Source organism: Planctomycetota bacterium, from assembly GCA_038746835.1.
GTDB lineage: Bacteria > Planctomycetota > Phycisphaerae > Tepidisphaerales > Tepidisphaeraceae > JBCDKH01.
Map to the genome: position 1 here is coordinate 1 of JBCDKH010000115.1, position 12,040 is coordinate 12,040.

At 64.1% G+C, this 12,040-nt stretch carries 12 protein-coding genes; 5 read left to right on the forward strand and 7 right to left on the reverse strand.

The annotated features are described in order from the left end of the window. The 4 genes from AAGI46_11450 to mnhG all read left to right on the forward strand — a co-directional run. The coding region (locus AAGI46_11450; protein ID MEM1012821.1) for a proton-conducting transporter membrane subunit at positions 1 to 685 on the forward strand (685 nt) is incomplete at its 5' end. Beyond that, the gene (locus AAGI46_11455; protein ID MEM1012822.1) at positions 682 to 1,221 is read left to right on the forward strand and encodes a Na+/H+ antiporter subunit E; all 540 of its coding nucleotides are present in this window, start codon (positions 682 to 684) and stop codon (positions 1,219 to 1,221) included. The genes AAGI46_11450 and AAGI46_11455, both read left to right, overlap by 4 nt. After that, a complete protein-coding gene (locus AAGI46_11460; GenBank protein MEM1012823.1) occupies positions 1,218 to 1,529 on the forward strand; it encodes a monovalent cation/H+ antiporter complex subunit F in 312 nt (103 codons plus the stop codon). The genes AAGI46_11455 and AAGI46_11460 overlap by 4 nt, the downstream gene beginning before the upstream one ends. After that, a complete protein-coding gene (mnhG, locus tag AAGI46_11465; GenBank protein MEM1012824.1) occupies positions 1,526 to 1,945 on the forward strand; it encodes a monovalent cation/H(+) antiporter subunit G in 420 nt (139 codons plus the stop codon). The genes AAGI46_11460 and mnhG overlap by 4 nt, the downstream gene beginning before the upstream one ends. Here mnhG and AAGI46_11470 read toward each other — a convergent pair. The 4 genes from AAGI46_11470 to AAGI46_11485 are packed head-to-tail and all read right to left on the reverse strand — an operon-like array spanning position 1,942 to position 9,186. After that, the gene (locus tag AAGI46_11470) at positions 1,942 to 5,037 is read right to left on the reverse strand and encodes a response regulator (protein MEM1012825.1); all 3,096 of its coding nucleotides are present in this window, start codon (positions 5,035 to 5,037) and stop codon (positions 1,942 to 1,944) included. The two genes, mnhG and AAGI46_11470, sit on opposite strands and share 4 nt — an antisense overlap. A 44-nt stretch (positions 5,038 to 5,081) precedes the next feature. Next, positions 5,082 to 7,439 (reverse strand): ATP-binding protein, encoded by a 2,358-nt coding sequence (locus tag AAGI46_11475; GenBank protein ID MEM1012826.1) that lies wholly within the window; start codon positions 7,437 to 7,439, stop codon positions 5,082 to 5,084. A 33-nt stretch (positions 7,440 to 7,472) separates the two neighbouring features. Next, positions 7,473 to 7,955: a biliverdin-producing heme oxygenase gene (locus AAGI46_11480; GenBank protein MEM1012827.1), complete on the reverse strand. Its 483-nt coding sequence runs from the start codon at positions 7,953 to 7,955 to the stop codon at positions 7,473 to 7,475. 19 nt (positions 7,956 to 7,974) lie between these two features. Then, positions 7,975 to 9,186, reverse strand: a complete 1,212-nt coding sequence (locus AAGI46_11485; protein ID MEM1012828.1) for a hypothetical protein — start codon at positions 9,184 to 9,186, stop codon at positions 7,975 to 7,977. 120 nt (positions 9,187 to 9,306) lie between these two features. Here AAGI46_11485 and AAGI46_11490 point away from each other — a divergent pair, with 120 nt between their 5' ends. Continuing rightward, the gene (locus AAGI46_11490) at positions 9,307 to 9,984 is read left to right on the forward strand and encodes a hypothetical protein (protein ID MEM1012829.1); all 678 of its coding nucleotides are present in this window, start codon (positions 9,307 to 9,309) and stop codon (positions 9,982 to 9,984) included. On the opposite strand, the gene AAGI46_11495 is transcribed toward AAGI46_11490, so the two are convergent. From AAGI46_11495 to AAGI46_11505, 3 genes are all read right to left on the reverse strand, one after another. Then, entirely contained in the window at positions 9,974 to 10,345 is a 372-nt protein-coding gene (locus tag AAGI46_11495) for a 6-carboxytetrahydropterin synthase (protein MEM1012830.1), read from the reverse strand. The two genes, AAGI46_11490 and AAGI46_11495, sit on opposite strands and share 11 nt — an antisense overlap. 78 nt (positions 10,346 to 10,423) lie before the next feature. Continuing rightward, positions 10,424 to 10,702: a flagellar biosynthesis anti-sigma factor FlgM gene (locus AAGI46_11500; protein ID MEM1012831.1), complete on the reverse strand. Its 279-nt coding sequence runs from the start codon at positions 10,700 to 10,702 to the stop codon at positions 10,424 to 10,426. Between the two features lie 250 nt (positions 10,703 to 10,952). After that, positions 10,953 to 12,040 (reverse strand): hypothetical protein (locus AAGI46_11505; GenBank protein MEM1012832.1); only part of this gene is annotated, 1,088 nt, incomplete at its 5' end.

Consider the following 12,040-nt stretch of genomic DNA (forward strand, 5'->3'; position numbering starts at 1 on the left):
CTTGAGCATCCACGTCATCAGCCAGGTCGGCTACATGATCCTCGGCATCGCACTCGCACTCGCGGCTGGTGTACCCGAAGCCGGCGAGCTCGCGATGGCGGCGACGCTGCTCTACATGGTCCAGCACATGATCGTCAAATGCAGCCTTTTCCTCTGCGGCGGGCTCATCGAGAAGTATGGCGGGACCGACGAGCTGTCGGGCGTTGGTTCGTTGCTCACGCGGGATCGCTGGCTGGCGACGGTCTTCCTCATTGCCGCCCTATCGCTCGTCGGCCTGCCACCGTTGTCTGGCTTCTTCGGAAAATACCTTCTGATTCTCGCCAGCTTCCAGCGGTTCGACGCCTGGGGCGTCTTTCTTGGGATCGTGGCGGTGGCGACGGGCGCGTTGACGCTGCTCAGCATGGCAAAGATCTGGAGCTACGCGTTCTGGTCGCCGGCGCCGGAGGGATCGTTGTCGCAAACGCTGCCGCCCGAGTTCCGCCCGCCCCAGCGGACGATCGCACTTGTCGCGACGACGTCGCTCGTCGTGCTCGCCCTGACGGTCGGCCTGTTCGCCCACGTCTACTTTGAACTGGCAAGCAAGGCAGGCAAGGGCATCATTCATCCTGACGCCTACGTCACCGCCGTTCTTGGCGAACGCGTGGCTTCAACCATGGTGCCGGCAAACGAGGAGGTGACACCGTGAGTCTGTTTCTGGTTAATGTGCTTCTTGCGGCGATGTGGGTGCTGCTCTGGGGAGACCTGTCGCTCTACACCATCGTTCTGGGATTCGCCTTCGGCTACGCCGTGCTTTGGCTGTTCGCCCGCCTCCGAGGCCACGACACGCTCTGGAACGCCTACGGCCGACGGCTGTTCGGACTGTTCACGTTCGGCATCTACTTCTTCGGACAGCTCGTCAAGAGCAACTGGCAGATCGCGCGGCAAATCCTCTCGCCCGGGCTCGATATTGACCCCAGGATCATCCGTTATGACGTCACAGGCTTGTCGACTGCTGAGATCACCATCCTGAGCAACGCGATCACGCTCACGCCAGGAACGCTCGTCATCGACTCGCGGACACGTGGCGACCGCACACTGCTCTACATCCACTGCCTTTTCGCCGAAGACCGCGAGACGCAGATCGAGGAGATCGACACGCTCCGGCACCACATGGAGCGCGACGTCTTCTTCAAAGGCCCGCCAACGCCGACGGCCATCGCGACAAGGGGGACGCTGGCATGACGACCGACGAATTGGTTGAGTGGTCGACGCTTCTAGGCGTTGTGTTTCTCGTCGCGGGCATCGGCATGTGCCTCTACCGCATCGTTCGCGGGCCGACGCTCGCCGACCGCGGCGTTGCGGCAGACACGATGGGTGTCCAACTGCTCGGGCTCGTCATCGTGCTGACTATCCGCTGGGGCGAGCTCCTGTTCGTCGACGGCATGCTCGTTATCGCCCTGCTCAGCTTCGCAGGCACCGTCGCAATCGCCCAGTTCATCGCCAGGCCGTATCTCCAGCCACAGGACGAACAACGGGAGGGATCGTCATGAGTGGCATTATCTACTCACTGTTTGATGTCTTCACCGCGTTGCTCGTGTTGTCGGGGATTTTCTTCATGTTCGTCGGAGCGGTCGGCATGCTGCGACTGCCCGACGCTTACTGCCGAAGCCACGCCGCCAGCAAGTGCGTGACGCTCGGCATCGTCGGCCTGTTGGCCGCGTTGGTCGTTTTCGTTGCGACGGCGCCGGAAGAGCCGCTGCCGTCCGATCCTGCGGAGGTCGAGCTTGTCACCACGGCCGACGAGCCCACACTCATCGCGTTCACCAAAGCTCTGCTGGTCGTGGTCTTCGTCTTCGTCGCGGCACCAATCGGCTCGCACATGCTAGCGCGCGCCGCCCACATTGCAGGGGTGACGATGTGGTCCGGAAGTCTCGGAGACGAACTCCAGGAAGACACGCGCTCCTAGCGACCATTCACGAGCTTCCGCACGGTCGACTCAAGCTGCTCAAGGTCGACCGGCTTGACGAGATGTTCCGAAAACCCTGCCTCCCGAGACCGGCGGACGTCGGTCTCGGTTCCGTAGCCACTGAGCGCGATCGCCGGCGGGTGATTGTGTGGCAGCGATGACAGAAGGTCCGTGCCGTTTCCATCGGGAAGGCCGATGTCGGAGATGATCAAATCGAAGGACTGCTCGTCAAAGAGCCGCCTTCCCTCGCCCACACTGCCTGCTCGAACCACCTTGGCTTCGAACTGAAGCTGCAGGAATCTCGACATGAGTTTCGACGTGTCGTCGTGGTCTTCGACCAGCAGGATCCGCCCGACACTCAGGTCGGACCTGGCGTCTGGCGCGTTGAAGCTCGGTCCACGCTGTCGAAGGCTCTTGGCGGGCAGTCGCAGTGTGAACGTCGCCCCGCGACCGAGGCCTTCGCTGTGCGCGACGAGCGATCCGCCGTGCGCGTCAGCGAGATGCCGGCTGATCGCCAGCCCAAGCCCGAGTCCCCCGAACGTGCGGTTCATCCCAGGGCCGCCCTGCTCAAAGGCATCGAAGATCGATCGAAGCCGTGACGGCTCGATGCCCAGACCGTCGTCCGTCACCGAGCAGCAAACACTCTTGCCGTCGTCGTCGGTAAATGTCCTGACCGCGATGCTGCCCTCGGCCTCGGTGAATTTCACTGCGTTCTTGATCAGGTTCCAGACGACCTGCTGGATTCGTGCCGGATCGACGACGGTTCCAAGCGGCTTGGACGTGACGTCGAGCTTGAGATCCAGCCGCTTGTCGAAGACGTCCTGCTCGCAGATATCGACCGCGTGTTGGACGACCTCGTTCAAGTCACTCGGGCGGCGCGTCAGCTGGAGTTTACCGCGGGCAATGCGAGTCAAATCGAGCAGATCGTCGATCAGTCGAACCTCCAGCTCGACATTGCGACGCATCGTGTCGAGTGTCTCGACAATCATCGATCGGGTGTCATCCGATTCGAGGTCGTGCTGCTTCCCGACAACACTCGCCAGCATCTGAGCTCCGGCCACCACGGGTGTGAGTGGCGTTCGCAGCTCGTGGCTCAATACCGCCAGAAACTCGCTCTTTGCGCGGTTCGCCTGCTCGGCCAGCTCCCGCGCACGGTCGGCGGAAATGCGGGCATTGATCGCGTTCTCCTTCGCCTCCCGCAGCATGCGTTCGCTGCGTTTGCGGTCCGTGATGTCCAGCAGCACGCAGCCGACGGTCCTGAACGACTCGACTTCGTCCATCGCCGGATCGCCGCCGGGAGCGGCTGCCACTTCGCCGTCGAGTGGCTCCCCAGCCGGAAAAAAGCTTGCCAGAAACCAGCGAGGCCCCATGCCATCGTGTGGAAGCGAAGCGCCGAGTTCCGTGCCGATGACCGGATGACCCGTGGCGAAGACCCGTCGAAGGTGCTGGCGAATCTCTTCCATCAAGCTGGGGTCGTCGGTGTCGTCGATGCGCGACCGCTTATCGCCCAAGCCCGTCATGCTCGTGAGCTGAGCGTTGTGCTGCACCAGCCGAGCGGTGCGATCAAAAAAGCCAAAGCCCACCGGCGCTCCAGCCAGTAACGAACGAAGTCGCCCAGACGTCTCGGCCAGGTTCTGGTTGGCAGCTTCGGCCCGCTCGTTGACCTCTTCGAGCTGTTCGTTTCGACGATTCAGCTCGGATTGCTGCCTCTCAAGCTCCGCCTTTTGCGCGGCGAGCAGCTGTTCCTTCCTGTGCAGATCCGTCACGTCCTGAACGACGACGTTGAGCCCCAGTGGTGAACCGCCTTCCGCGGCGAAGACAGGGCTGCAGTTCCAGAGGATCGTCCGGACCTCGTCGGGCTTGCCCTCGTCCCCGCCGAGCGCGAGGTCGATCTGGACGCGCTTGCGCATGCCGTCTTCCAGAGCACCGCGGCTGGCGTGCTCGACCTGACGCCAGACGTGATCAGGCAGGGCTTCTTGCGCAAGCCGTCCGATCCAATCGGCACTCGCAAGGCCGATGAGCCGTGGCATGGCGGTGTTGATCTTCGTGAACTTCAGGTCGGTATCGAGCAGTGCTAGTCCCGCCGGTGCCTCTCGATAGGTGGCCTCCAACTCGGCGACACGCCGGGCATTGGCCTCCTGGCTCTGCCGCAGCTGGGTTATCTGCTCATGGCGATCGTTGACGTCGTAGTTGACGCCGATGAGCCTCGATTCGCCGTTGGCGTCGACGCGTCGTCCAATCCCCGCGATCCAGCAGTTGTCGCCGTTTCGACGGGCGATACGAAACTCGGAGTTGAAGCTCGCCGCGGTCCCTTCGATCACGGCCCGCGTCTCGCTGTGCACACGCTGACGGTCGCGTTCATCGATCCGCGCGAAAAACTGATCGACCGGCACGGTGCCATTGTCCGACGCATCGAGATCGAACAGCTGGAGCACGCGTGGGTCAGCCGTGACCTCGTCGGTTCCGACGTGCCAACTCCACGTACCCATCTGTCCCGCATCGAGCGCGTGACGAAGCTGGCGTGTCGCATCGTCCGCAACCCGCTCAGCCGCAACGCGCGCAGCCTTGGCCTCGCGCATCGTCCGTCGCTTGACGAGCGCGTTCAGCAACAGCCTTGCGTTTCGGCGCGTGAGACGATGGTGCTCGCGAGCGCGCTCGATCGTCCGGCAGAGCTGCACGCGAGGACGTTCGGGGTCATCGCCCGGCTGCAGCTCTGACTTGTCGAGATAGTCGCCCGCGCCGAGTCGTATGAGTTCCGCGGCCAGGGCAATGCTTCCGGCACCGGTGAGCACAACGACCGGACATGGCGTGGTTCCGACAAATTGCGGTTGTCTTCGCGACTCTTGAGTGAGCCACTGCAGGAACTCCGCTGCCGAGCCATCGGGCAGATGGTTGTCGAGGATCAACAGGTCAAAACGGCTCGCGTCGACCGCCCTGCCGCCCTCTGCCAGCGTCCCGACGCGCTCGACGTGGCAGTCGGACGTTGCACGGAGCAAACGTTCCAGCAGCTTGGCGTCTTCGTCCGAGTCCTCGATGAGCAGGACCGCCTCGCTAGGCGGTGCTTCGTGTAGCTCGTCGCTGCCGCGGGGCATGGGGCAAGGAAGTCTACGAGCAACAAGCGATCGTCGCGGGCGAGCTAGCCCTCGAGCGTGAACCAGACGGTCGTGCCCTGCTCGCCGTCGGGTCGGCCGGTGATCCACATCCGACCTCCATGCCGCTCGACCGCCTGCTTCGAGATCGTCAGCCCTGCACCAGAGCCACCCCCGAACGCGTCGCGCGAGTGGAGGCGTCGGAAGATGCGAAAGACGTCTTCCCGCTGAGCGACCGGAATGCCAATGCCGTTGTCCCGAACAAAAAACACATGGCGGCCTCCAACCGCATTCGCCTCGGCACGAGCCGAGTCGGTATCCGCAGCGGCGATCGCTGCCGCGCGTTTGACTCGACCGATCTCGATGATGGGGTCCACGTCGGACACGTACTTCATCGCGTTGACCACCAAGTTCTGCACGACTTCGTACACGCGCTCTCGGTCGGCCCGGATGTTCGGCAGCACGTCCGCAACCTGGACTGTCGCGTTGGTCTCGCGAATGCGGACGTCGAGCGTCTCCACAACCTCACTCACGACCTCTCGGTAAGAGAACGATGCACGCCGCAATCGGCTCTGCCCGAGCTTCGCGTAGCGGAGCAGGCTCGACATCAGGCCGTCGGTTCGGACCGTCAGCTTCTGGATTGTCTTGAGTCGATCAAGGACCTCGGAGTCGAGTTGCTCGCCGAAGTCTTCGAGCGTGAAGCTCGCCAGCGAGTTGATACCGCGGATCGGCTCGCGCAAATCGTGCCCCGCCGCGTAGGCAAAGCGTGTCAGTTCGGAGTTGCTGACTTCCAGCTGCTCGTTGAGCGATGTCAGGTCCTCAAAGTGGCGAACGACGATGTCGACCAGGGCGCGGCGCAGCTCGCGAACGCTCGCAACGTCCTCGGGCGACCAAGGCTCACTTCGGCCGCGGACCTCTTCCTGCCAGCGGTCGAAGCTCTTCCGTGGAGAAAGCCTGCCTTCGATATCGCGGGTCGCCTTGTTGTTTGGGTCGCCGCCCCAATTGACCGTGTGAACCTGCTCTGGCCGAACCCAGACCAGCAACGTGCCATCCGTCGAGAGCGGCATCGCGAGGACGCCGCTTGCGAGCTGCCGCACCTCCTCTTCATCGGCGAGGCTTGGCTCTTCGAGCGTGAGGCGATCGGTGACGAAGATCGCATCGTCGCCCACCGCAGCCGCGACCTTCGATCGAGCGTGGACGGCAATCGCACGCAGGGCTTTGTCCGAAGGGACACTCCCCGTCGACACGATGCCGCTGCTGCCCACAGCCGCGGCACCGGCGGCATCGACGAGGCGGAGGATCGACGCGTCGTCCCGGAGCAAAGCCTCTGTCAACTTCACGCTCTTTTCCAACGCCGCATTCGTCACGCTGATGACCGCCTGCTGAATCCCGCGACGCTTCGCAAGCAAATCGCTCTGCTGCCGAATCCGCCGCATCGCGATCGTCGAGCTGACCTGTCGGCCGATGAGTTCGCACACGCTGAGCCGCGCAGCGTCCATCAGCCTCGGTCCGCCGTAGTGATGGCACGCCACCAAACCCCACAGTCGCTCGGGCCCACTTTCGGCGTGGCGCTGATCCGGAAGGCTGATCGTGAGCGTCGCTGAGACGCCCATGTTCTGCAGGTACTCGATGTGGATTGGCGACACGCTTCGCAGCAACGCGTTGGACAAGTCCAGCTTCGACCGTCCCTCAACCTCATGGCCGATCAGTGGCACGGGGGCGTAACCCATGTCCGGGATGAGTCGGATCCAGTTCTGCAGGTAGAGCCGATGTGCCTGACGCGGAATGTCGGTCGCCGGATAGTTGAGGCCGAGGAAGCTGCCAAGTTCCTCCTCTTTACCTGGTGAAATTGCCTCGGCGATGATCGATCCGTTGAGCTCTTCGTCAAAGCGATAGATCATCGCTCGGTCGAAGCCGGTCACCCGCTGAACCTGCCTCGCGACTGCCTGGAAAAGGCCGATGTCGTCGCGGGCACTCTGGACGCTCATCATGAGTGTCCGCAGCTCATCGATCGCGAGCGACGCATCGACCCCGCCGGACCGGTCGCTCACGATCAACTCGACGATGACAAGACCGTCGGGGTCGTCCGAAGTGCAGTGAGCGAGCACGTCCATCGGCTGGTCGTGCAGGACAAGTTCGCCAAGTCGGACGGGCGAGGTGCTCCGGATCGCCCGGTCGAGGTCGACGTCGCCGACGAGCAAGTCTGCGATGTCGCGGCCGACGACTTCCTGCTGACCCAGGATCGTCATCGCGTTGGCCGATGCTTGTCGGACCAGACCGTTTCTTTCGACAGCCAGCAAAATGCCATGCGGCTGGATGAGGCCCGGAACGTGGATCGGCTCGCGGTCACACTCCTCGAGTGTCAACTCTTCGTGTCGCGTCAGGACCTCGGAATTCGGTACCACGTCGAAGAATCGTACGAAAATCGCAGTTCCAGTTCACGCCCGCATGCGTCGCTCGACCTGCTCGAACAACCAGACAGCAGCCGCGGTCTCGGCATCGTTGGCGGGTGATTGAGCCAGTGTCTCCTTCAGCTCGGGCCAAGCCTCGGTCGGCTTGGCGGCGGCGAGGTACTGCATCGGCCAGTCGGCGTGACGTTTGCGGAGGTCGCTCAACATCGCCGCCGAGCCCATCCGGCTGCCGGTCATCACGTACAACTCACCCAGGCGGCCCGCATCCGAGTCGGCGGCAGGAAGGTCCTCGCGTGGCACTTTGGGAAGCTGATCGAGATCGGCTTCGAGTCGCTCCAGCAACTCGCCTGACGTCGCTTGCCCTCGAGCTGCCAGCCGCCCGTGTCCTGCGGCCATTGCTGCCAGAAACCGTGCGTAGGCCTCGCGATTGAAGGTCGGGTCGAGGTCGTGCAGTCGATCGTGGATCGGCCGCGTCGCCTGGCGAAGCTGGTCGAGGAGCGAGTCCGGCACCGGGAAACGGTACGACGCGTCAGAAGCTGAATCGCAGCTCGAGCTCACCGCGGTGCATGTCGAAGCCGTCGCCGATATCGCCGCGATATCCGACGCGAAGCACGTTGCCCCGTCCGAACTTCAGGCCGATACCGGCGAGCGGACTGACGTAATCATCGACGGCAGCATCGTCTAGGAACCTGGTGTAGGCGACACCGCCCGTGATGTACGCCGCCGAGCCGGTTCCGCCGTAGGTCGCCTGGAGGCTGCCGCGCAGAAGCGTCTGGCCGACGTCGGTCTCGAACCGGAAGTCGCCCGCCTCGATGGGCGTTCCGCCGTAGCCGACGGCCTGCTGACCCGAGGTGATGCTGAAGTCGCCGATCTTGATGCCGACGAGGTTGACCGCACCACCACCTAGAACGATGCCGCCCGCCAGCTGATCCTGGCTGCCGCCACCCGACGCCAACGCGTACGGCGTGACCTGCCACAGGAACGGCTGATCCGGACCTGTGGCCGGGGTGAACTTGATCGGAACGCCTAGCTGCGCACCGACGAAGAACGTCTGGCTGCCTTCGATGTCGCGGACGGCACCGGGAATGCTCAGACTGATGGCGACGTGGTCCGTGAGCCCGATCGCTCCACTGAAAGCACCTTCGTACAGGACGCCTTCGCCCACATCGGTATCGATGAACGCGGCCGAGCCGTAGAGCCGCGTCGCATCGCCGCCCTGCGTGTAGCCGACGAAGGGGTTGCGGAACTCGCCGTAGTTGCGAAACGCGTCGTCGGCGAGGATTGCCGTCAGCGCTGCCGGGTTGCCGTCGGTGACGCCGACGAGTGTCTGCTCGTTCACGACCGCGATGAATCGAGCGAGCGTGTCGGCACCTTCGTTCTGGAGGAACTCCTCGGCCTCGTCCTCGTCGTCGAAGATGCGGTCGAAGCCGATGCTCGGAATCTGAAGGCGGACCGCGTCGGGGTTGAGCGCATCGCCGGAGACAATGATCGCGTTGGACAGGTTGGCGTAGTCGAGCGAGCCGGTAAAGCTTGTCCCTTCAAACTGCTCGAAGTCGCCGGCACTGTCGATGACGTTCTCCGCCAGATCGAAGAGAGAATCGCCGGTGACGGTGACCGGCAGGAGTCCCGGGGCATCGACGGTGACGCCGAAGAGATCCGCATCGGCGGTCGAGTGAAAGACGAGGCTCGCGGCAACCGCGGCCGAGGCTGCAGCGACTTTCGAACGAGGACTTTTGAACATGGCACGTTGTTCATCGTCGCGCCGGTTTGTGGGCGACACTGCTTTTGCCCGGATGCAAAGAATCCGCCGTTATCGGTCGTCGGCGGATGGCAGAAGCACTCGCCGCCGTACACTGCCGGCGTGCTGCGTGTGGAAGACGATCCTTCTGTGAAGGCTCCGGTGTCGCCGATGCGGCTCGGATTCCTGATTGCTGCCAAGACCGCGATCATCACGACCGTCGTCGGCCTCGCTGGCGTTGTGCTCTGGGAGGAAGGCATCGAGCATCGCGTCACAACCAAGAACGTCGGCCTCGTCGAGCCAGGCCTCTACCGCAGCGGGCAAATCAGCCGTTTCATGATCGGCCCGGCGATCGACAATCTCGAACTGGACGTCATCGTCTCGCTCAGCATCGATAACCCCGACAATCCGCACAACGTCGCCGAGTTCGAGGCCGCCCGTGCGGCTGGCGTCGAGCGGTATCACGTCAACCTCCGCGGCGACGGCACGGGCGACCCGACCGAGTACGTCGATGCGCTCGCCTACATCGTCGAGGCGCGCAAAGCCGACAAGACGACCCTCGTGCACTGCTGGGCCGGCAGTGAGCGGACCGGCGGGCTGACGGCGCTCTACCGAACGCTCATCCGCGGCGAAACGTGGGGTGAAGACCTCGTCTCCGAGCTGCGCGACTACGGGCACGATGTCGATCGCGGTGTGCTGATCGACTACCTCAACGAGCACGTCGAAACCATCGCCCAGAGCCTGGTCGATCGCGGCGTGATCGAAGCTCTGCCGGAGACGCTGCCGGTCTTTACGCGCTGACGTCCGCGTGCCACGTCGCTTCGCAACCAGGCGCTTCGGTCACGTGCACGGTCTTTACCTCGACGCCCTCCGGAAGCGACAGACCCGTCGCAACGGCCTCGGCGACCCGTTCGGCCGAGGCATTCACGCCGTCGCGGAACGGTGCCTGCTCGGCGAGGTTCGCGTTGTCCCATGGGCCGATGACGTGGTCGAGTCGTGCTTCGAGGTCATGGAAGTCGATGACGCAGTCGCTGGCGTCGAGTTCGCCGTCGTGGCGCGCGACTACCACTCGAACATGCCAGTTGTGGCCGTGGACTGGTTCGAGTGACCCGTCGGCAAGACGAAGCTGATGGGCGGCACAGAAGGTCCGGCTGATCGTCACGCTGAAGGACACATCCCATCAAAGGCACGACGCCCGCAGGAGCAACCCGCGGGCGTCGTGGCGATTTGGGAAGACCGATCAGAGGTCTTCGAGCAGTCGGTCGGCGACGATGTCGGCCTTGGCGTCGAGGTCGTACTTGCCGGCCGCGATCTGGGCCTTGATGTCGGCGACCTTGTCGGCGCGGATTTCGCCTTCCTTGGCCATCGCGACCAGCCGCTGGAAGCCGTCGGACTGGCCGACTTCGACCTTGTCGGCGACGGACGCCTGCGGCTGTGCGGCCGGACGGGCGTAGGTGGCCTTGTTGGCGGCGTTGACGTTACCGGTGCCGACGGCCGGATTGACGGGATTGATGTTCATGGGTTGTGCCTTTCCGTTACGGGTGAAGCGTTTCGTTGCCTGTCATGTGCCGGCTGCGACCCCGACACTGCGTCGGGACATGCCCGTCGCTAACACGTGTATCGGCCATCGACGCGCAGGAGCATCAGTGCGGCCGATAACTTCAATCGGCCTGTAAGTCACTGATGGGCAACGCATCTATCGCCTGAGGCGTCGCGGGCACGATTTTTTCCTGCAGATTTCTTCGGCCAGGGGTCGATAACGCGCTGCCCTATCGGACCAGGCTTCGCCCGCGGAACAACGCGTCGGCCAGGCGATCCGTCATCACCGGGTTCTTGTAGATCAGCGGGAGCAAAAACCGCATGTTCTGCTGCGGGCCCTGCAGGTACTCGCCGAGCGTGCCGCCCCAGGCAGAGCGGTAGTCGGCAAGCGCGTCCTGAACGTGCGTCGCCTTCAACGCCTTCTCTGCGACGGCGGCTGCGTAGGTCGCGCTGTGGCAGCATGGATAGACCTCCTCGCCGGTCGACGACACGAACCCGCCTGCCGGCCCGAGAAGCAGCGTCAGCCGCCCCACCACGTCTCGCTCCAACGCTCCAGCGAGTGCGACGGGCTCTGGCTCCGGCAACGACCTTGGCAACGGCATGCCCAGCCGGTTGGCCCACGCTTGCATCGCCGACGCCGAACCACCAGCGGGTGCGAAGACCGTCATTTGCGTCTGGCTCTCCGTTCGCAGCAGCAAGCCCCACGATCCCGCGTCGTCAAGGTCCAGTGCGGCCGACAGCGGCGCGTCCTCCGGGCAGACAACGTCCAGTCGCTCGTGCGTCTGCCGAGCCTCCTGGGCTGCTGCCGCGACGCCAAGTGCGGCAGCGACGTCGTCTGGCAGGTCGTCGGACGCCAAGACCAGTCCCGCGTCGATCGTGCGGGCACCGACACGCACCTCGATTCCAGAGTCGTCGTCGGGCAGGCCGACTTCGAGCTGGCCGATCATGCGTTGCACGCCGGCCTCGTCTGCGACCTCGGCGGCGATCTGGGCGACATCGCGCAAGCTGCCGACGACGGGCAACGCGTCCTCGGCGAAGGCAGGCGTGGTCTGGGCGACCTTGTCGTCCTGGCCGAGGAACTGGACGGTGTCGAACGGCTCGGCGGCGTCGGGCATCGCGATGCCAGCGAGCTCGCACAAGGCCGGATTGAGCGTCACGAGTCGATCGGACACAGCCGACTTGCTCGTCGCGACCTGAACGACGTCGAGGCCGCGCTTCGCGAGCGTCGCTGCTGCAAGCGACGCGGCCGGGTGCTTGCCGACAACGACGACCGGGGCGAGCTTCATCTTCGCAGCCTTCTTCGCCATGCGACACGCTA

Coding starts and splice junctions, on each gene's coding strand:
- AAGI46_11460 (MEM1012823.1), top strand. CDS start 1,218: ATGACGACCGACGAATTGGTTGAGTGGTCGACGCTTCTAGGCGTTGTG.
- mnhG (MEM1012824.1), top strand. CDS start 1,526: ATGAGTGGCATTATCTACTCACTGTTTGATGTCTTCACCGCGTTGCTC.
- AAGI46_11470 (MEM1012825.1), bottom strand. CDS start 5,037: ATGCCCCGCGGCAGCGACGAGCTACACGAAGCACCGCCTAGCGAGGCG.
- AAGI46_11485 (MEM1012828.1), bottom strand. CDS start 9,186: ATGTTCAAAAGTCCTCGTTCGAAAGTCGCTGCAGCCTCGGCCGCGGTT.
- AAGI46_11500 (MEM1012831.1), bottom strand. CDS start 10,702: ATGAACATCAATCCCGTCAATCCGGCCGTCGGCACCGGTAACGTCAAC.